16 protein-coding genes are annotated in these 20524 nt (G+C 67.3%); 11 read left to right on the forward strand and 5 right to left on the reverse strand.

Annotation, left to right across the window (positions count from 1 at the left end):
* Nucleotides 1–4 precede the first annotated feature (4 nt).
* Entirely contained in the window at nt 5–679 is a 675-nt protein-coding gene (locus AZH51_RS17675; RefSeq protein ID WP_291526174.1) for a response regulator transcription factor, read from the reverse strand.
* A 10-nt stretch (nt 680–689) separates the two neighbouring features.
* The gene (locus AZH51_RS17680; protein ID WP_291526175.1) at nt 690–2489 is read right to left on the reverse strand and encodes a biotin--[acetyl-CoA-carboxylase] ligase; all 1800 of its coding nucleotides are present in this window, start codon (nt 2487–2489) and stop codon (nt 690–692) included.
* A gap of 24 nt (nt 2490–2513) precedes the next feature.
* Here AZH51_RS17680 and AZH51_RS17685 point away from each other — a divergent pair, with 24 nt between their 5' ends.
* From AZH51_RS17685 to AZH51_RS17710, 6 genes are all read left to right on the forward strand, one after another.
* Complete coding sequence (locus tag AZH51_RS17685; RefSeq protein ID WP_291526176.1) at nt 2514–4133, forward strand: acyl-CoA carboxylase subunit beta; 1620 nt, start codon at nt 2514–2516, stop codon at nt 4131–4133.
* A complete protein-coding gene (locus AZH51_RS17690; RefSeq protein ID WP_291526177.1) occupies nt 4130–4294 on the forward strand; it encodes an acyl-CoA carboxylase epsilon subunit in 165 nt (54 codons plus the stop codon). Before AZH51_RS17685 ends, AZH51_RS17690 begins: the two co-directional genes overlap by 4 nt.
* 9 nt (nt 4295–4303) lie before the next feature.
* Complete coding sequence (locus AZH51_RS17695; RefSeq protein WP_291526178.1) at nt 4304–5962, forward strand: DUF885 domain-containing protein; 1659 nt, start codon at nt 4304–4306, stop codon at nt 5960–5962.
* 146 nt (nt 5963–6108) lie between these two features.
* A complete protein-coding gene (locus AZH51_RS17700) occupies nt 6109–7722 on the forward strand; it encodes an APC family permease (protein ID WP_291526179.1) in 1614 nt (537 codons plus the stop codon).
* Between the two features lie 38 nt (nt 7723–7760).
* Nucleotides 7761–9620: a Na+/H+ antiporter gene (locus AZH51_RS17705; protein ID WP_291526180.1), complete on the forward strand. Its 1860-nt coding sequence runs from the start codon at nt 7761–7763 to the stop codon at nt 9618–9620.
* Nucleotides 9621–9670: 50 nt separating this feature from the next.
* On the forward strand, nt 9671–12526 hold the full coding sequence (locus tag AZH51_RS17710; protein ID WP_291526181.1) for a BTAD domain-containing putative transcriptional regulator: 2856 nt from the start codon (nt 9671–9673) through the stop codon (nt 12524–12526).
* Nucleotides 12527–12537: 11 nt separating this feature from the next.
* On the opposite strand, the gene AZH51_RS17715 is transcribed toward AZH51_RS17710, so the two are convergent.
* A complete protein-coding gene (locus tag AZH51_RS17715) occupies nt 12538–13038 on the reverse strand; it encodes a hypothetical protein (protein ID WP_291526182.1) in 501 nt (166 codons plus the stop codon).
* 87 nt (nt 13039–13125) lie between these two features.
* On the opposite strand from AZH51_RS17715, the gene AZH51_RS17720 reads away from it, so the two are divergent.
* Together AZH51_RS17720 and AZH51_RS17725 are read left to right on the forward strand one after the other, a co-directional pair.
* The gene (locus tag AZH51_RS17720) at nt 13126–13728 is read left to right on the forward strand and encodes a nucleoside triphosphate pyrophosphatase (protein ID WP_291526183.1); all 603 of its coding nucleotides are present in this window, start codon (nt 13126–13128) and stop codon (nt 13726–13728) included.
* Nucleotides 13729–13747: 19 nt separating this feature from the next.
* Nucleotides 13748–15016, forward strand: a complete 1269-nt coding sequence (locus AZH51_RS17725) for an MFS transporter (protein WP_291526184.1) — start codon at nt 13748–13750, stop codon at nt 15014–15016.
* On the opposite strand, the gene AZH51_RS17730 is transcribed toward AZH51_RS17725, so the two are convergent.
* Entirely contained in the window at nt 14979–15950 is a 972-nt protein-coding gene (locus AZH51_RS17730) for a YihY/virulence factor BrkB family protein (protein WP_291526185.1), read from the reverse strand. The genes AZH51_RS17725 and AZH51_RS17730 overlap by 38 nt on opposite strands.
* Before the next feature lie 23 nt (nt 15951–15973).
* On the opposite strand from AZH51_RS17730, the gene AZH51_RS17735 reads away from it, so the two are divergent.
* Genes AZH51_RS17735 through AZH51_RS17745 form a run of 3 tightly spaced genes read left to right on the forward strand, consistent with a single transcriptional unit; the run spans nt 15974 to nt 19854 of the window.
* Nucleotides 15974–16816, forward strand: coding sequence for a MoxR family ATPase (locus tag AZH51_RS17735; RefSeq protein ID WP_291526186.1), 843 nt, complete (start codon nt 15974–15976; stop codon nt 16814–16816).
* On the forward strand, nt 16804–18087 hold the full coding sequence (locus tag AZH51_RS17740) for a VWA domain-containing protein (protein ID WP_291526187.1): 1284 nt from the start codon (nt 16804–16806) through the stop codon (nt 18085–18087). Before AZH51_RS17735 ends, AZH51_RS17740 begins: the two co-directional genes overlap by 13 nt.
* An 18-nt stretch (nt 18088–18105) precedes the next feature.
* A complete protein-coding gene (locus AZH51_RS17745) occupies nt 18106–19854 on the forward strand; it encodes a biotin carboxylase N-terminal domain-containing protein (RefSeq protein ID WP_291526188.1) in 1749 nt (582 codons plus the stop codon).
* Here the strand turns inward: AZH51_RS17745 and AZH51_RS17750 are convergent.
* Nucleotides 19844–20524, reverse strand: coding sequence for a hypothetical protein (locus tag AZH51_RS17750; protein ID WP_291526189.1), 681 nt, complete (start codon nt 20522–20524; stop codon nt 19844–19846). The genes AZH51_RS17745 and AZH51_RS17750 overlap by 11 nt on opposite strands.

A 20524-nucleotide genomic window follows, 5' to 3' on the forward strand; every position in this document is an offset into this window, starting at 1 on the left:
CAACTCAGGTCCCCTCTGGTTGTTCGAACCGGAAACCGACCCCGCGGACGGTCGCGATGAACCGCGGATTGGTCGCGTCATCTCCCAACTTGCGGCGCAGAACCGACACGTGCATGTCGAGGGTCTTCGTCGAGCCGTACCACGAGGTCTCCCAGATCTCCTGCATCAGCTGCTCACGGGAGACGACCTTCCCCGCTTCACGGACCAGGACGCGCAAGAGGTCGAACTCCTTGGCGGTCAGTTGCAACTCTTCGTCGTCGATGAACGCCCGACGTCCCTCAGAGTCGATCCGCACGAAAGCCTGGTCGTCCTCAGCGATGGGCTGCCGACGCAACAGTGCGCGGGCGCGCGCGAGCAACTCAGCAAGACGGAACGGCTTGGTCACGTAGTCATCGGCTCCGGCATCCAGACCGACCACCGTGTCGACCTCGTCAGCACGCGCCGTCAGGATCAGCACCGGCACGGGATTTCCCGCGGCGCGCAGCCGGCGACAGACCTCCAGACCGTCCATCACGGGCAGGCCGAGATCCAGGATGAGCAGGTCGGGATTCTCCTCAGCCCCGCGCAGCGCGGCCGCTCCATCGGGGGTCACCACGACGTCGTACCCCTCTCGGCGCAACGCGCGGGCCAGAGGTTCAGAAATCGTCGGATCGTCCTCGGCGAGTAGCACCCGTGTCATGTTGTGGATGCTAGTGCGCCTCGCGCTTCAGCACCCACGGGATGACTTCACCCAGCCCTGTGAGAAATACGGTGGGGTGAGGCACGGCACGTGCGAGGTTGCCGCCGGCCACCGCTTCTGCCACCGCTTGGTCCACCAGCAGTGTGCCGGGATCGGCGGCGGCGGTGAGGCGTGCGGCGCGGTTCACGACCGTCCCGTAGACGTCGCCGAGACGGGCCAGCACCCGACCCTTGGCCATCCCCACCCGCATCCGCGGGATGACCTCATCCTCGGCCGCCAGGTCCAGCAGATCAAAGCCGATCGCCACCGCACCATCGACGGTGGTGTGGGAGAACAGGACCTCATCGCCCACCGTCTTGATCAGGGCGCCACCGTGCGCCGCCACGATGTCGGAGGCCGTCGCTTCGAAGCGGGAGACGAGTTGGGCTAGTTCCCGTTCCGACAGCTCCCGGACCAACTGGGTGAAATTGACCAGATCGGCGAACCCGATGGTACGCACGACGCCCACGTGGCTCTCGGGTTCGGCGTCGGCGACCAGACGCGAGATCGCGACCGCCAGGTTGCGCCGCATCACGTAGTTGAGCAACGGCTCGAAGGTGTCCATCATCTCGACGGTGCGCTCGGCGGCGAGGAACGCCGTACGCGAATCAAATCCCTCGTTCTCTCCTGCCACCATGTCGGTGATCAGCTGCAATGCCCACATCGCCAGCCGGTCGGTGGTGCGCCCCATCGCCCGCGCCAGACCCATGGCGGTTGTGGCGTCGAGCGCGCCCCCGGCCATCGCCTCGTGCAGCCGCCGTAGCGCGTCCGCGTCCGCTTCGGTGAAGACCAGATCCTCGTCACGGGGGCTGGCGAAACCCAGTGCCCGCCAGATCAACCGGGTGGTCTCGGTGTCCGTGCCCACGGCGTGCGCCACGTCGGCCCGGCGCATGGTGCGCGCCGACCCCAGCAGTTCCGATTCCAGATGGTCGACGAACATCGCCGGGTCCGGTTGCTGGACTTTGAAGAACTCATCGTCGATCTCGACGGTGTCCCGGGGCCGCACGTGCACGACGTCGCCGGCGGCGTGCGGCGTCTGGGCACCCTCGGCGTCCTGCAGGACGATCCGGCCCATATCGTCGACCGCAACCGCTCGGCCCACCTCTACCGGGCCGTCGCCGAGGCTGATCTGCACCTGTTGGCCGATCGTGACGCAGCTGGCACGGTAGGTGTGGTCCAGACTGCCGTCGACCCAGGCATCACTGGTGCTCGAGAGTTCTTCGAGCACCGTCGCGATGAGTTCCTCGCGGCTGACGACCGCACCACACAACGACAGCGACGTGGCTCCGGGCAGCGGCAACTCGTCGCGGGACTGGTAGACGTTGATGCCCATCCCGATGATCACCAGCGGCTCTGGTCCGCCCACGACGTTGCACAGGATCCCGGCGACCTTGCGCCATTCGTCGTGCAGGGTTGCCCGAGCCAGTACGTCGTTGGGCCACTTCAGCCCCAACTCCACGTCCGTGAGTCGTCGCAGACTGCGCCGCAGGGCCACGCCGACCAGCAGCGGCACCCATCCCCAGCGCGCCGGGTCCGCGGGCAGCGGCATGCTCACCGACAGGGCCACGGAACTTCCGGGCGGCGCCTGCCAGGTGCGGTCGAGCCGGCCCCGACCGGCGCTCTGGAAGTCGGCAGTGAGGGCGGTGAAGGGCTTCGCGTCCTGCATCAACTCCTCGTTGGTGGAGCCGACCTCGTCGCGGACATCGATCCCGGCCCACACCGTTCCGGCCAGGCGCTCGCGTAACGCGTCGGCATCAAGGTAGTGGCTCACACCACAAGGCTAGAGTCTTGAAACATGAGCGCTGTTGCGGCATCCGATCCTTCGTCCGCTCCGGATCCCCACTCGACCGCCGGCCGGTTGGCCGAGCTGGATCGCCGTCTGGACGAAGCCGTGCACGCCGGGTCGGACCGGGCGATCGAGAAACAGCACGCCAAAGGCAAGCTGACCGCCCGCGAGCGCATCGACGCCCTGCTGGACGAGGGCTCGTTCACGGAGTTGGACGCCCTGGCCCGGCACCGCTCGACCGCGTTCGGTCAGGACAAGAATCGACCGTACGGCGATGGCGTGGTGACCGGGTACGGCACCATCGACGGTCGCACGGTCTGCGTCTTCTCCCAGGACTTCACGGTCTTCGGCGGATCCTTGGGTGAGGTCTTCGGGGAGAAGATCGTCAAAGTCATGGATCTCGCCCTGAAGATCGGCTGTCCGGTCGTCGGCATCAACGACTCCGGAGGCGCCCGGATCCAGGAAGGTGTGGTCGCGCTCGGGCTCTACGCCGAGATCTTCCGCCGCAACGTGCACTCCTCCGGGGTCATCCCCCAGATCTCCCTCGTGGTCGGTCCGTGTGCGGGCGGTGCCGTCTACTCACCCGCCATCACCGACTTCACGGTCATGGTCGACCAGACCTCCCACATGTTCGTCACCGGCCCGGATGTCATCAAAACCGTGACCGGTGAGGACGTCGGCATGGAGGAGCTGGGTGGTGCGCGCACCCACAACACCCGCTCCGGGGTCGCGCACTACATGGCCAGCGATGAACAGGACGCCATCGAGTACGTCAAGGACCTGTTGTCCTACCTGCCGGCCAACAACATGGACGACCCGGTGGTCTATCCGAGCGACGAGATCGGCGAGCCGACGCAGGACGATCTGGCGCTGGACACCCTGATTCCGGACTCGGCGAACGTGCCCTATGACATCGTCACGGCGGTCCGGGCGGTGTGTGACGACGGCGAATTCCTGCAGGTCCAGGAGCTTTTCGCACCCAACATCGTCTGCGGTTTCGGCCGGGTCGACGGCTCCCCGGTCGGCGTGATCGCCAACCAGCCGCAGCAACTGGCCGGCACTTTGAACATTGACGCCTCGGAGAAGGCGGCCCGCTTCGTGCGCACCTGCGACGCGTTCAACCTGCCGATCCTCACCTTCGTCGACGTCCCCGGTTTCCTGCCGGGCACCGACCAGGAGTGGGGCGGGATCATCCGGCGGGGGGCGAAGTTGCTCTACGCCTACTGCGAGGCGACCGTTCCCCTGGTCACCGTCATCACCCGCAAGGCGTACGGCGGCGCGTACGACGTCATGGGCTCCAAGCACATCGGCGCGGACATCAACCTGGCCTGGCCGACCGCCCAGATCGCGGTGATGGGCGCTCAGGGTGCGGTCAACATCCTGCACCGCCGCGAGTTGAAGAAGCTCGCCGAGAAGCAGGACGACGCGGCGGTGCAGACCCGCCGCCAGGAGTTGATCACCGAGTACGAGGACACCCTGGCCAACCCCTACGTTGCCGCGGAGCGCGGTTACGTCGATGCGGTCATCCAGCCCTCGCAGACCCGGATCGAGATCACCAAGGCGCTGCGCGCACTGAAGACCAAGCGGGAGAAGTTGCCGCCGAAGAAGCACGGGAACATTCCGCTATGAGCGCGATGCTCAAGGTCATCTCCGGCAACCCCACCCCCGAGGAATTGGCTGCGCTGGTGGCGGTGTTGGCTGCTTCGCGGCCCCCGGTGGGCAAGCCCGAGCCGCGCTCGCGGTGGTCGGGTCGATCCCCGTGGGCGGCGCGGTCCTGGCGGGGGCGCTAACGTCACAGGGTGACTGAGCCCACCCGTACTCCGACCGCTGTCGACGCTATCGCCGAGGACTACCACCGCGCCTACCTGGAGCTTTCGCCCACTACCGCAACGGCTTTGGGCGTGCCTGGGCACGATGGCGAGTTGGACGACTACTCCCCTGCCGGTCTGGCGGCCAAGACCGACCTGGCCCGTACGACGCTCGCCCGGCTGACCGACGCGACCCCGGTTGATGACGTGGACCGGGTGACGATCGACGCCATGCGCGAACGTCTCGGCCTGCGGGTGGAGTTCGCCGGGGCTGGCCTCGACCGGATGGACCTGAACAACATCGCCTCACCGTTCCAGGAGATGCGCGACATCCTGGACCTGATGTCGACCGATACCGCGCAGCAGCGTGCGGACGTAGCGGATCGGCTGCGGGCGATGCCGACCGCTCTGGACCAGTGGTTCGAGTCGCTGCACTCGGCTGCAGCCGAGGGGCACGTCGCGGCGGCCCGGCAGGTCCGCGCCTGCATGACCCAGGCTGCCGACAACACGGCGGCGGATGGTTACTTCGCAACGTTCGGATCGACGTACCCGGATGTGGCGGATGCGGCGGCCGTTGCAGCCCAGGCATATTCGCGGGCCGCAGACAGACTGCGGGACGAGATCCTGCCCCTCGCGCCGGAGGCCGACGCGGTCGGCAAGGATCGCTACCAACTGAGCTCCCGGCAGTTCCTCGGCGCGACCATCGACCTGGCCGAGACCTATGCGTGGGGCCAGGAGGAACTGGCGCGCATCGTCGCCGACATGGAGCAGACGGCACAGCGGATCAAACCCGGCGCCACCCCGCGTGAGGCGATGGATGTGCTCGATGCGGATCCGGCCTACCAACTCCATGGCACCGACGAACTCCAGCGCTGGATGCAGGGCAAGGCGGACCAGGCGATCACCGACCTGGCCGGAACGCACTTCGACATCCCCGAGCCGGTGCGCACGATCCAGTGCATGATCGCTCCCACGACCTCCGGTGGCATCTACTACACCGGCCCGAGCGAGGACTTCTCCCGACCGGGCCGGATGTGGTGGGCCGTGCCCAAGGGAGTCACCGATTTCGGCACCTGGCGCGAGCTGACGACGGTCTATCACGAGGGTGTCCCTGGCCATCACCTGCAGGTCGGCCAGACGATGTACCGCAGTGCGCTGCTCAACTCCTGGCGTCGCATGGACGTGTGGGTGTCCGGGTCCGGTGAGGGCTGGGCGCTGTACGCCGAGCGACTGATGGACGAGTTGGGCTACCTGTCCGACCCGGGTGACCGGATGGGGATGCTCGACGGGCAGTCGCTGCGCGCCGCCCGCGTCGTCCTCGACATCGGGGTGCACTGCGGCTTCGAGGCGCCCGCCGAGGTGGGCGGTGGCGCCTGGGACTACGACAAGGCGTGGGCCTTCCTGAAGGCGCACGCGAATATGGCCGATGGCTTCCTGCGGTTCGAACTGGACCGCTACCTGGGCTGGCCGGGACAGGCACCGTCGTACAAGATCGGCGAGCGCCTCTGGCGTCAGTTGCGCACGGATGTGCAAGCGGCACAAGGGGATTCGTACGACGCCAAGGACTTCCACCGCAAAGCACTCGACGTCGGCTCAATCGGTCTGGACGCGCTGCGGACCGCGGTGTTGCGCGAGTTCGGCCTCGCCTGAGTCCACCCTGCACGTAACCTGCCAACTTCCTGGCAATCTGCTCCTGGGCGCCCGCCCGGGGCTACCCGCAGCGACCAGTTGTACCCACGATATGCCGATCGCGGGTCGACGATGTCCCGATCCGGAACCGGACGGAAGGTCGTGCCATGTCTGCTGTCGTCACCGACGGCCCCGAAACCTCCACGGGCGGTCTGCACCGCACCGTCGGTTTCTGGGGACTGTCCTTCGTCTCGCTCGGCTCGATCATCGGCTCCGGGTGGTTGCTGGGGGCGTTGACCGCAGCAACCATCGCCGGTGGCGGTGGTTCGCTGGTCACGTGGGTCATCGCCGCGATCATGTTGATGGTCCTGGCGCTGATCCACGCCGACCTGGGCGCTGCCTATCCGGTGGCCGGCGGCACCTCGCGCTATCCGCACTTCGCGTTCGGCGGCCTCGCCGGGTTCGCCGCCGGGTGGACGACCTACCTGCAGGCCGTCGCGATCGCACCGTTGGAGGTGGAGGCGTCGCTGAGCTACGTCAACTCCATCAACGGCGTGAAGGAGAACTTCCGGCTGGTGCACGAGAACGGCACCCTCACCGGACGGGGCATCGTGATCGGCATCCTGGCGATGCTGCTGTTCATGGGCATCAACATGCTGGGCGCGAAATGGATGTCGGACAGCAACACCGCCATCGTGCTGTGGAAGATCTTCGTGCCGCTGCTGACCATCGTCACGTTGATCCTGGTCAGCTTCCACCCCGGCAACTTCACAGCGGGCGGTGGTTTCGCGCCGTACGGCATCCATGGCATCTTCGCCGCCCTGCCGGCGGGCGTCGTCTTCGCGCTGCAGGGTTTTGAACAGGCCACCCAGATGGCGGGCGAGGCCAAGAACCCGCAGAAGGATCTGGCCAAAGCCATCATCCTGGCCATGGCCATCGGTGCTGTCATCTACATCGGGCTGGAAGTCGCCTTCGTCGGCGCGCTCGACCCGGCCAAGATCGTGCACAACTGGCAGCACCCGATCGGCGTGGGCGACTACGGCCCCTACTACACGCTGGCGATCAACGCCGGGGTCGGCTGGCTGGCCACCATCCTGATCATCGACGCGGTCATCTCCCCCGGCGGGACCGGACTGATCTACGTGGGCACCACCGCCCGCATCTCCTACGCCCTCGGGCTGCCGGACTCCTTGACCCGCACCAACAAGCGCGGTGTGCCGGTGTGGTCGGTGATCGTCGCGACCGCCTTCGGCATCCTCTTCCTGATGCCCGCGCCCAGCTGGCAGGAGCTGGTCGGTCTGATCACCGGCGCCACGGCGCTGATGTACGCGTTCGCGCCCATATCGCTTGGGGCACTGCGGCATTCGGACCCGGACCGGGAGCACCCGTACCGCGTACCCTTCCCCGCCGTCAGCCTGCCGCTGGGCTTCGTCTTCGCCAACCTCATCGTCTACTGGGGCACGTTCACCTCGACCTGGAAGCTTTCCATCGGTCTGCTCATCGGCGGTCTGATCTACCTGGTGGCGACCCTGGTCAACGCCAAGAACGTCGACCCGGAACGATCGCGCTGGCGCTTCGCGATCTGGTTGATCACCTGGCAGGTCGCCATGATCGTCGTGGGTTGGCTGGGCAACTACGGCGGCAAGGGCTACCTGCCCGACGACTGGGACATTCTCATCGTGGCCCTGCTCTCCCTCGCGTTGTACTACTTCGCGGTGCTCGGTATGGCGCACCCGCGCGAGGAGGTCGAGCCGACGGTCGACGCCGAGCTGGCCGCCTGACTGGTCCAGCCGGCGCCCGGCCCGGGTGACAATGGGCCGTGCACATCGCCGTACCGCTCCTGCTCCTGCTCACGGGAGCCGTGGCCATCGGCATCCTCGCGGAACGCTTCCGCGTCTCCGCTCCCCTGGTGTTGGTGGCCGTCGGTGCGGCGCTGTCCTTCGTGCCGGGTATGCCCCGCATCGAGGTCGACCCCGAATTCATCCTGCTGGGTCTGCTGCCACCCCTGCTGTTCGCCGCCGCGTCCCAGACGTCCCTGGTCGACCTGCGCCGGGACCGGCGCCAGATCCTGAGCCTGTCGTTCGTCCTGGTGCTCTTCACCGCGTTCGGGGTGTCCCTGATCGCGTGGTGGCTGATGGGTGTCCCGTACGCCGCTGCCCTGGCCCTGGGTGCCATCGTCGCCCCGCCCGACGCGGTCGCCGCGACGGCGGTGGCCCGCCGGATGGGTCTGCCGCGGCGGGTGGTTGCCGTGCTGGAGGGCGAGTCGCTCTTCAACGACGCCACTGCGCTGGTCACCGTCAACACCGCCAAGAGCATCCTGATCAGCGGCAGCGTGACGGTGCTGGCGGTCACCGGGCAGTTGGCCCTGGCCGTCGTCGGGGGCGTCGCGGTCGGTCTGCTGGCGTACGTCGTGCTGGCGTGGATCCGCCGCCAGGTCACCGATACGACGGTGAGCGTGGCGATCTCCTACCTCACGCCCTGGTTGGCCTACCTACCCGCTGAAGCCATCCACGCCTCAGGGGTGTTCGCGGTCGTCATCTGCGGAGTGCTGCTGGCGCACCAGGCGCCCAGCATCCAGACCGCCGCCTCCCGGGTGTCCGAGCGACTGAACTGGCAGTCGTTGCAATACGTCCTGGAGAGTGTCGTCTTCCTGCTCATCGGTCTGGAGGTGCGCACGATCGTCGAGGACGTGCACCTGAGCACCGTGGGCGTCGCCGTCCTGGTGCTCATCACCGTGATGGTGCTGCGGCCGATATACGTCATGTCGATCGGCTTCCTCAATTGGCGATTCAGACCGCACGATCCGAACAATCTGCGACCCCGCGAGGCCGCGGTGGTCTCCTGGGCGGGTATGCGCGGCGTGGTCACGCTCGCCGCAGCCTTCCTGCTGCCGGAGCAGACCCCGCAACGGGAAGCGCTGATCTTCATCGCGCTCTTCGTCACCATCGGCACGTTGATCATCCACGGGTTCAGCCTCAGCTGGGTGGCACGCACGCTGCACCTGCACGGCCCTGATCCGCGCGAGGACGCGTTGCAGCTGGCGCAGATCATGCAGGCGGCGACCCAAGCGGGTGACAAACGCCTGGAACACGAGCTGACCGGCAGCACTGACGTGCCGGAGAACGTGGTGGAGGCGCTGCGCCGGCAGAACGAGAACCGTGCCAACCTGGCGTGGGAGCAGTTGGGGCGACCCGACCACGACACGGACACGCCGACCGAGGAGTACCGCCGGCTGCGGCTGTCGATGCTGGACGCTGAGCGCACGAAGGTCCTGAAGATGCGCGACAACGCCCTGGCCGATCACGCGCTACTGGCGAACGTCCTGGAGCAACTGGACATCGAGGAGTCGATGATCGGCTACGTGCACGGCACCCAGGACGATCTGCGCGACCGGATCCTGCTGACGCCCGAGCCGCGTCGCGGTGCGTGCGCGCACCTGCGCGATGCACCGGTGGCGGTGGATCCGCAGACGCCACAGGGCTGTCCGGACTGCGAGCGGGAGGGGACGGTGCCGGTGCACCTGCGGTTGTGTCTCACCTGCGGCAACGTCGGGTGCTGCGACTCCTCCGTCGGGCAACACGCGACGCGGCATTTCGAGCAGACCGGCCACCCGGTGATGCGCTCCTTCGAACCCGGCGAGGGCTGGATGTGGTGTTACGTCGATAGGTTGCCGGGCTGATTGCTGTGATTCCGACCTAACGTCGACCGCACGGTCGCCATACTTCAGTCGTGGACGAGCTTCATCTGCTCGGTGGGGTGTGCCTGGTCGATCCCGGCTCGGGGTCGCAGATCCCGCTGGGTGGCGGTCAGCAGCAGGGTCTGCTCGCCATGCTGGCCCTGGCCAGTCCGCGGGCTCTCACGGTGAACCAGATCATCGACGGATTGTGGGGTCCCGAACCGCCTCGCAGCGCGCGCAACGCAATCCAGGTGCGGATCAACGGTCTGCGCAAGGTCCTGTCCCCCAGCGGGTTGGCCATCGAAACTGTCGCCGGCGGTTATGCGCTCAGGGGCCAGGTGGTCATTGACACGGCGCAACTGCGCACGTTGCTGGAGCGGGGCCGGGCAGAGCTGCAGGGCGGCCAGACCGCCCGGGCCGTCGCGACGTTACGACAGGCCGCCGACCTCGCCAGCGGGACATTATGTGCAGGCCTGGAGGACCATTTCCCGTTCCTGCCGGCAGCCGTCGCCGAATTCCAGGCCAAACGGGTAGATGCGCTCTTGGAGTTGGCGGCTGCTGAGCTGGCGAACGGGTCGCTGGCGGCAGCCGCAGCCAGTGCGACCGCCGTGGTGCAGGAACGGCCGTACGACGAGACAGCCTGGTCGGTCCACCTCCGAGCCCTCTACCACCAGGGTCGGCAGGTCGAGGCGCTTGCGGCCTGCCGACAACTGCGCCGGACATTGGCTGATGAGCTCGGGATCGAACCCGGTCCAGCCATTCGCAGTCTGGAGCAGGACATCCTCAATCACTCACTGCCTCCGATCGATTCGCTGTCGGGCGATGAGACGGATCAGGTACCGTCCGGCCCTTCCCTGCCCGAACTCGTCGAGCCGTTTGTCGGGCGTGACGACGCCGTGGAACGCGTGGCGAGAACGGTGGCCGACGGGGCTCGCCTGGTGACGCTGGTGGGGATGGGTGGGATCGGCAAGAGCACTCTGGCCATCGCGGTCAGTCGCCGGTTGGCGCAGCAGGGACAACGAGTCGCCTACTGCGCGCTGCCCGCCGGGCTCGACCATCGTTCGGCCCTGCTCAGCGCGTGCCAGACCGCACAGATACCGGTGACCGAGGATCTGGTGGCCGCCCTGGCCGACTTTGACGGCCTTCTGGTCCTGGACGATCTGCCGCCCGGCCCTGACGTTGCCGCCGATATCCGGGCCGTTCTCGCACGGCCCGGCCGGGTGCGGTTGCTGGTGACGCGGCGCCAGGTCCTCGACGTGCCTGGGGAGCATTCCATCCAGGTGGAGCCCCTGCGGGAGTTGGAGGATTGTGTCCGGCTGTTCACCGCTGCCGCGCGACGCCGGGGCGCAGAACTGGATCTCACCCGGGACGGCCAGGCGGTCGAGCAGATCTGTACCCGTGTCGACGGTATCCCGCTGGGCATCGAGTTGGCCGCCGCACGTACGCGGGTCATGTCTCCCGGGCAGTTCGCCGAACGCCTTGGCCGCGGGGAAGTGTCGGTGCTCGGCACCACAGGACGGGCCGACCTACGGCGCGTCATCGCGGATGCGGTGCAACCGGTCATTGGTACCGCCGGCCAGGAAGTCCTTCAACTTCTGGCCACCTGCAGCAGCGGGATGTCCCTCGACCTGGTCGAGCGATTGGCCGATGGTCGCGACCTGGCCCTTGAGGAGGCCTTGGGCGACCTGATGGATCGCGGCCTGTGTCACCACGACGACGCCGGCCGCTTCCGGCTCAGTGGTCCCGTCGCCGAGTTTGCGCGCAGCTTGGAAGACACCACGGACGCCGATGCAGCGCTTGCCGACACAACCGCCCGGCTCGCGGAAAGTCTTGTTGGACAACTCAACTCAGCTTCGGCAGGGCAAGCCCTCGAGCGCCTCGAAGTCGACGCCGCTGCTCTCGAAGTGGCGCTGCAGCGCGCCTTCGACAACGGCGACACCTCCACGGCCACCCGGTTGACCAGTTCGCTACACCGGTTCTGGCTGATGACCGGGCGATTGCTGCCCGCCTCGCGCGCGCTGTCTCGGTGCGTCGAGCTGACTGACGGCGCCCAGGCGGCATGGTTCCGGCTGTTGTACGGGACGTTCGCGGGGTACCGACACCAACCGGAGACGCTCGAACTGCTGGCATCAGCCTTACGCGCCGCAGAGGAGCACGCCCTGCCACCGGATCGCGTGTATGTCAACGCCTGGTGCACGTACAGCGCGGTTGCGATCGAGGGGCAGTCCGAGGGCCTTGCGCTGGAGGCAGCCCATCGCGCACAGGACCTAGCCGCAACCAGCGGATCAGCTGAGCTGATCTCGCTGGCACGGGATCTGACCGCGTTCGTGCACACCAGGTCCGGTAACCACCAGAAGGCCCTCGACCTGCGGATGGAGTGTCTGGCGGAGCTTCGTGGTGATGGCACGCCCTACGACCTGGCCGCGGTCCTCATGAACGCCTCGGATGACCTCGCGCAACTGGGTCGTCCGGCGGAAGCGCTTGAGTTCGCCGACGAGGCACTCGCCGTGATGCCGCCAGGTCCGACGCGGCTGGGAACGGGCGGCCTGATTGCCCGTGCCCAGGCACAGGCGCTGCTGGGCGACACCGCAGCCGCCGAGGGCACCTGTGCGGCGGTACTCGCCGCCATCGACGACCCTTCCCGGGATGAGGTGGCGCTGGCCGATGGGCTCAGCATCTTTGCCGCCTGCCTGGCTATGCGCGGCGCTGATGATCTTGCCGCGCGCGCCGGTGCTGCTGCCAATGCGTGGTACGCCGACCACGGGGTTGCCGCGACGCGCGCCGCCCCGCCGCTGCTGGCCGAACTGGCCTGCAGCGCGAAGCGACTCGGGAGTGCGCACTCGACGTACGCCGCCCTGGGGTCCAGCGATCCCGAGGCCACCGTCCGCCGCCTGCTGGCGGGGCAGTGACCTGTCACGGCTCAGCGTGCGATGACGTAGCCACCGAAGTTGCACGTACCGCCGTACATCGTGTCGTGAGAAGTGACGGTGTAGGTCCAGCGGGATCCGTTCCACGTCCACCAGGCGATTTGTGTCTTAAGGAGGGTCTTGTTCCAGTCGATTCCGACGCGGACCGATCCGATCAGGGTAAGCGCCTGGCCGGCACCAGCCACGGGCGCCCAGTAGGCGGATGACCACGCGCTGTACACCACCCGGCCGAAATTGACGTCGATGGCCACGGTCCGGACGGAGATGTACTGCCCGTTGCCGACATTGCGGGTATTGGCGTAGATCTGGTTGGTGACCACGGCGGTATCCGTGTTCTGGTCACACGCGATCCGTCCGCCGACGATCGCAGCGTCGGCTGGCGCTGCACCGGCAACGATCACGCTGACAGCTACGATCAGGGCGGTCACGAGGGCGCGGAGCCGGGCTCGCAGCAGTCGCAACAGGGCAGGAACCGGGCTGGTGGTGATGGTCATGACGGTTGTCCTCTCGGAATTGCTGGCTTCGTTAACTGGTGTGCCTAGCGTTCCGAGGTCCGCTTACAGGTCGCTTACTCTCCCGTCATGGACCTGGTCTTGGCTTCCGCGTCGCCCGCCCGCCTGAAGACCCTGCGCAGCGCAGGCATCGAACCGTGGGTCATCGTGTCCGCGGTCGACGAGCCGGCGACCCTGGCCGAGGCGGAGGCGACGTACGGCGCTGTGGCACCGATCGACGTACCCCTCCTGCTCGCCCGGGCCAAGGCGGAGGACGTCGCCCCGCAGGCTCCGGACGCGCTGGTCCTCGGCTGTGACTCGGTGCTGGAGTTCGAGGGCGAGGTGCTCGGCAAACCGGCGGACGCAGCAGAGGCGACGGCGCGTTGGCGACGGATGCGTGGGCACAGCGGCATCTTGCACACGGGGCACTGGCTGGTCCTCGGGGATGCGGCCACGGGCGCCACCGTCTCTACCACCGTGCACTTCGCTGATCTCGACGATGAGGAGATCGACTTCTACGTGGCGACCGGGGAGCCGCTGCACGTGGCGGGGGCCTTCACGATCGACGGGCTCGGCGGTGCTTTCGTCAGTGGCATCGAGGGCGACCACCACAACGTGATCGGCGTGAGCCTGCCGGCACTGCGGGAGCTCACCGCCCAGTTGGGTGTTCGCTGGATCACATTGCTTACCTAATGATCGCTATCGTCGAGGGATGCCCACTCCGCTGACCTCGGATCAACGCAACTCCTTCGCCGCCGCCTATCTCGGGTGGGCGATGGACGCGTTCGACTATTTCCTGGTCGTGCTGATCTACGCCGACATCGCCAAGGACTTCGACGTTCCGCTGACCAAGATGGCGCTCATCACGACCATGACGCTGATCATGCGCCCGGTCGGCGCGTTCCTCTTCGGTCTGTGGGCCGACCGCAAGGGTCGGCGCATCCCGCTGATGACCAACGTGGCGTTCTACAGCACGGTCGGGTTCCTGTGCGCCTTCGCGCCCAACTTCACCGTCCTGATCATCCTGCGGATGCTCTACGGCATCGGCATGGGTGGCGAGTGGGGCCTGGGCGCGGCGCTGGCAATGGAGAAGATCCCCGCCGAGCGACGCGGGTTCTTCTCCGGTTTCCTGCAGAGCGGCTACTCGATGGGCTACCTGTTCGCCGCGCTGGCCTTCCTGCTGCTGAACACCTGGCTGGGCCTGAACTGGCGGTGGATGTTCGCGCTGTCGATCATCCCGGCCGCCATCTCGCTGCTCATCCGGGCGCGGGTCAAGGAGTCGGCAGTCTGGGAGCAGACCCGCGAACGGGTCAAGGCCACCCGCACGCGCACCCGCGACATCTTCTCCAACCCGGTGATCTGGAAACGGTTCATCTTCCTGGTGCTGCTGATGACCGCATTCAACTGGATGAGCCACGGCACCCAGGACGTCTACCCGACCTTCCTGAAGGCCACCGACGACCACGGCGCCGGCCTGACCAAGAGCACCGCCACCTGGATCGCCGTGGTCTACAACATCGGTGCGATCATCGGTGGGCTGATCGCCGGCGCGCTCTCGGAGAAGTACGGGCGCAAGGCGATCATCATCGGCTGCGCGATCCTGGCGCTGCCCATCGTGCCGATCTTCGCCTTCTCAACAACCGCAGGCATGTTGACCCTCGGCTCGTTCCTGATGCAGGTGATGGTCCAGGGCGCCTGGGGTGTCATCCCGGCGCACCTGACCGAGCTGTCACCCGATGAGATCCGGGGCTTCTATCCCGGCGTGACGTATCAGCTCGGTAACTGTCTGGCCGCGTTCAACCTGCCGATCCAGGAGGCGCTGGCCGCATCGCACGGCTACCCGTTCGCGCTGGCCGCGACGATCGTGCCGGTGCTGATCGCGGTGATCGTGCTGACCGCACTGGGCAAGGAGGACAAGGGCGTCGCCTTCGGGCAGTCCTCGGTCATTGCTGATCCGGCTCCCGCTCAAAGTCCACGTTGATCTCCTGGAAACCCTTGTAGCGCTGGGCCCGGGCCCGACCGGCGTACATCGCCCGGTCGGCCCGGGTCAGTTCCACGTTGTCGCTGAACGGCGTCAGCAAGGATCGCGGGAACAGCCGCTTGCGCCACACGACGTTGATCTCCATCGCCAGGATCAGACTCATCGCGACCAGGTAGACGAAGGCAAGCAGACCAAGGACGATCGCGAAAACCCCGTCCACGCTCGAAGACTTGGCCACGACCCTGGACACGTAGGACGCACCGAACCCCTGCAGGATCCGCAGCAGGACGCTTGCGACGATCGCTCCGGGCAACACGTGCATGGGCCGCACCCGGGACGAGGCGCTCAGCTGGAAGATGAACATGATGGAGGCGACGATCACCGGGAACGCGACGGCGTCGGCGATCAGACCGCTGTGCTCCCCCAGGAAGGTCCACCGGCTGATGATGACGTTCGCCAGGCTCACCCCGAAGACGCCGATGCCCATGATCAGGATGATCAGGATCGACTTGCCTCTAGCCACAAAGGGATTCGGGCGGTTGTTCCGCGGCACCTGCCACACCTGGTTCGACACGTACTGGATGGCCTGGGCCGCCCCGAGCGCACCGTAGAGGGCCACGATCACCCCGATGAAAATCGCCGTCCAACTGCCGCTGAGGCTCTGCGGCGTCTTCAGCTGGTCCCCGATCACCGGGAACTCACTCAGTGCGGAGTCGATCAACTCCTGCTGCAGGTGCGGGTGCCCCTGCAGCACGATCGACAGGATCGTGCTGGCCAGCAGCAACAGCGGGAAGATCGAGACGAACGCGTAGTAGGTGACCAGCGCCGACAGGTAGGTTCCGTAGTCGTCGAAGAACTTGTAGATCACGCCGATCGGGAACCCCAGCACGGCATGCCGCTGCTGGAAGGCGTCCAGGCGCCGGGTCAGCGACATGCCCGAACGTTACCCTCACTACCGTGAGTGAGCCGTGGTTCCCCGACCCTGATGGTGTCAGCGAGGCCCTGGGCCGGGCCGGATACCTGCCGGATGATGCGATCGCGACGACGGTCTTCCTCGCCGACCACCTCCAGCGGCCGTTGCTGATCGAAGGACCCGCCGGCGTCGGCAAGACCGCGCTCGCGGCAGCCCTGGCCACCGCTACTGGGGCGGCACTGATCCGCCTGCAGTGCTACGAGGGTGTTGACGAGGCGCGGGCGCTGTACGAATGGAACCACGCCGCCCAACTCCTGCGGATCACTGCGGCCGGGGACGACTCCAGTGTCTTCACCGAAGAGTTCCTGCTGCCCCGCCCGTTGCTGCAGGCGGTCCGCAGCCCCGCACGCGCCGTACTCCTGGTCGACGAACTCGACAAGGCGGACGAGGAGATGGAAGGCCTGCTGCTGGAACTGCTCTCGGAGTTCCAGGTGACCATCCCGGAGTTGGGCACGATCAAGGCCGAGCACGCACCGCTGGTCGTCCTGACCTCCAACGCCCAGCGGGAGTTGTCCGAGGCGCTGCGCCGCCGCTGCCTCTACCTGCATCTGGACTACCCGACCCAGCAACGCGAGCGCGAGATCGTGCAGCTGCACGCGCCCGGTCTGCCGGAGGCGCTCAACGCCTCGGTGGTGCGGACCGTCGCCGCGCTGCGCGACCTGGACCTGCGCAAGGCGCCGTCGATCTCCGAGACCGTCGACTGGGCCCGCACCCTGCTGGCTCTGGGCGCCGATGACCTCGACCCAGCGCTGGTCGAACGCACCCTCGGGGTGGTGCTCAAACATCAGACCGACATCGACACCGTGCGGTCCGCATGGCTGAAATAGCCGACCGGCTGGTCGGATTCACCCACGCGCTGCGGGAGCACGGCGTCCCCGTCGGCACCAGTGAGGGTATCGACGCAGCGCTGGCGGCGCAGACCCTCGGTTTCGCCAACCGGGAGCGGCTGCGAGCCGGCCTGGCCAGTGCGCTCACTGGCTCACCGGACGAGCGGGCCATCTTCGACCCGCTGTTCGATCTGTACTTCCCGCTTGCGGTGGGTGTGCGACCGGTTGAGGAGCGCGATCTGCTGGAGGCTTTGAGTACCGCTCTGGCGCAAGGAGATCCGCTGGACCAACTCGCCGTGGACGCGGTCACCCAACACGGACAGGTCGGCTCCGGCTGGTCGGCCCAGCAGACGCTCCAGCAACTGCGCCCGGAGCGCGCGATCGCCGGCGCGTTGGGGGACCCGGGTGAAGGCATCGCCGGCGCGTTCGAGCGGGACGAGTTGCGCGCGCAGGTCCGTGAATTCCGGGAGTTGGTCGAGGCTGAGGCGAGACGCCGCAACGCCGAGATCCGTGGGGTCGAGCAGATCAGCCGGTACGCCGTGGACAAGACCCTCCTGGATCGTGACCTACTCGGGCTGGGACCGGGCGACCTTGCAGCGCTGAAGGCCGAATTGGTCCCGCTGGCAAAGAAACTCGCGGCTCGGCTGAAAGCCAAGGAGACCGCGCGCGGGCCGATCGACGTACGTCGCACCATGCGTTCGTCGATGTCCACCGGTGGGGTGCCGATGGACCCCGTGTATCGCAAACGCACCAAACACCGACCCGACCTGGTGGTGCTCGCCGACCTGTCCGGATCGGTCGGCGGCTTCTCCATGTTCACGCTGTTGTTGCTCAAGGCCCTGCACAGTCACTTCCGCCGGTTGCGCGTCCTGGGCTTCGTCAGCAGCGCCGCCGATATCACCGACCTGATCACCGGTGACCTGCTGACCGGCTCGTTGACCTACTGGGCCCTGGAACGGCCCGAACTGACCCGGCGGGGGCGCTCCAGCAACTACGAGCAATCGCTGCGCGACCTGGCCGCGGCCGACGGGCTCACCTCCCGCACCACGTTGCTCATTCTCGGGGACGCCCGCAGCAACCACGCGCGGCCGGATCTGGACACTCTGGAGTCGATCCGTCGCACGGTTCGCCGGGCGTACTGGCTCAATCCCGAGGCCCGCACGAGGTGGGATACCGGCGACTCGGTCGCCTCGGCGTACGGGCAGATCATCCCCATGCATGAGGTGCGCACGGCGGCGGGTCTTCGACACTTCGTCGAGCAGGTTCTGTGACTCACTAGAGTCGAAGGCATGAAGGTTCTCATCGCCAACCGCGGCGAAATCGCTGTGCGTATCGCCCGCGCCTGCAAGGACGCAGGCATCCCTTCTGTCGCGGTCTACGCCGACCCGGACCGGGACGCGCTGCACGTGCGCGTGGCCGACGAGGCGTACGCGCTGGGCGGGGCGACACCCGGCGATTCCTACCTGCGGCAGGACAAACTGCTGGAGGTGGCGGCGCAGTCCGGCGCGGATGCAATTCACCCGGGATACGGCTTCCTGTCCGAGAACGCCGACTTTGCCCAGGCGGTCATCGACGCCGGGCTGACCTGGATCGGGCCGCCGCCGTCCGCTATCGATTCGCTCGGCGACAAGGTCAAGGCCCGGCACATCGCCACCAAGGCCGGCGCTCCGCTCGTGCCCGGAACCAATGACCCGGTCGCCGACGCCGATGAGGTGGTTGCCTTCGCCCGTGAGCATGGCCTGCCGGTGGCGATCAAGGCGGCGTACGGCGGTGGCGGACGTGGTCTGAAGGTGGCCCGCACGCTGGAGGAGATTCCCGAACTCTACGACTCGGCCGTGCGTGAAGCAGTTACTGCGTTCGGCCGCGGCGAGTGCTTCGTCGAGCGGTTCCTGGACAAGCCGCGGCATGTGGAGACTCAGTGCCTCGCGGATGCAGCCGGCAACGTGGTCGTCGTGTCGACGCGCGACTGCTCCCTACAACGGCGCAACCAGAAGCTCGTCGAGGAGGCGCCTGCGCCCTACCTGAGCGAGGAGCAGCACGCTGAACTGGTGCGCGCCTCGAAAGCCATTCTGCGCGAAGCAAATTACGTCAGTGCGGGTACTTGCGAGTTCCTCGTCGGCCAGGACGGAGTCATCTCCTTCCTCGAGGTCAACACCCGGTTGCAGGTCGAGCACCCGGTCTCCGAAGAGGTCACCGGCATCGACCTGGTGCGCGAGCAGTTCCGGATCGCCGCCGGGGGCACGCTGGACTACCCCGACCCGGAACCGCACGCGCACTCCATCGAGTTCCGGATCAACGGCGAGGACGCCGGTCGCGGCTTCCTGCCTGCCCCCGGCACGGTCACGCTCTTCGACGCGCCGTCCGGCCCGGGCGTGCGCGTCGACTCCGGCGTCGTCAGCGGCGACGTCATCGGCGGTGCCTTTGACTCGATGCTGGCCAAGCTCATCGTCACCGGCGCGAACCGGCAGCAGGCGCTGGAGCGATCCCGCCGAGCGCTCGATGAGTTGGTCATCGAGGGGATGCCCACGGTGCTGCCCTTCCACCGGGTGGTCGTGCGCGACCCGGCGTTCGCCACCGACGACGACACGCCGTTCACCATCCACACCCGGTGGATCGAGACCGAGTTCGACAACCAGATCCCGGCGTACGCAGGACCGCTCGCCGAGGACGACGAACCCCAGGAGCGGCAGAGCCTGGTGGTCGAGGTCGGTGGCAAGCGCCTGGAGGTGAGCCTGCCCGCCGGTTTCTCCGGAGCTTCAGCAGCACCGGCCGGCCCGGCCAAGCGCAAGAAGCGGGCCGGTGGTGGTGGGGCAGCGGTGTCCGGCGACGCGCTCACGGCTCCGATGCAAGGCACCATCGTCAAGGTGCTGGTCTCCGACGGCGATCAGGTCGCGAGCGGAGACACCGTGGTGGTGTTGGAAGCGATGAAGATGGAGCAGCCGATCACCGCGCACAAGGACGGCACGATCAGCGGGCTGTCGGCAAGCGTCGGCGAGACGGTCACCTCCGGCACCGTGCTGGCGACGATCACTGACTGAGCTGCAACCGCTCCTCGTCGAGCGCGAGAACGTCGGCGGCGTCGAGGTTCAGGATGCCCAGGACCAGGATGCCGATCGTGTGGCGCAGGTAGGGTTCGCGAGCGGCCGGCTGCAGCTTCATCGAGCTCACGACGATGCCCTCGAGGGATGACACGAGTGCCTTGGAGCGCATCTCCGGTGCGGAGATACCCATCCGCTCGACGATCGTCTCGACAATGAACGCCATCATCTCCCGCCAGTGGTTGGCGGCCGGTGCCAGCGTCGGCTTGCGTAGCGACTCGAAGCTCAGCTCGCCCATGGCGATCACCAGCGTCGCGTCCTGGGTCCAGCCGTGCAGCAGCCTGGTGCAGGCGTTCACCACGAAGACACGGTTGAGGATCTCCTCATCGGAGAAGCCCTCACCCATCGCCGCGACGTCGCTGGTGAACCGCGCCCCGACGTGTTCGGTGAGCGCCGTCAGCAGCGCGAGGCGGGTGCGGTAGTAGACCGAGCAGGTGCCCTCCGGAAGCCCTGCCTCACGGTCCACCGCCCGGTGGGTCAGACCACGCAGTCCCTGCTCGGCGACGACGGCCGCCGCCGACTCCAGAAGGTGCAGCTGACGGGCCGCGGTGCCCTCCGGACGGCTTCGGCGAGTACGTACGGCGCGACGGCGCTCGAGGGACTTCGACAC

Origin of the sequence: Branchiibius sp. NY16-3462-2, from assembly GCF_001594145.1 — a bacterium.
Classification (GTDB): domain Bacteria; phylum Actinomycetota; class Actinomycetes; order Actinomycetales; family Dermatophilaceae; genus Branchiibius.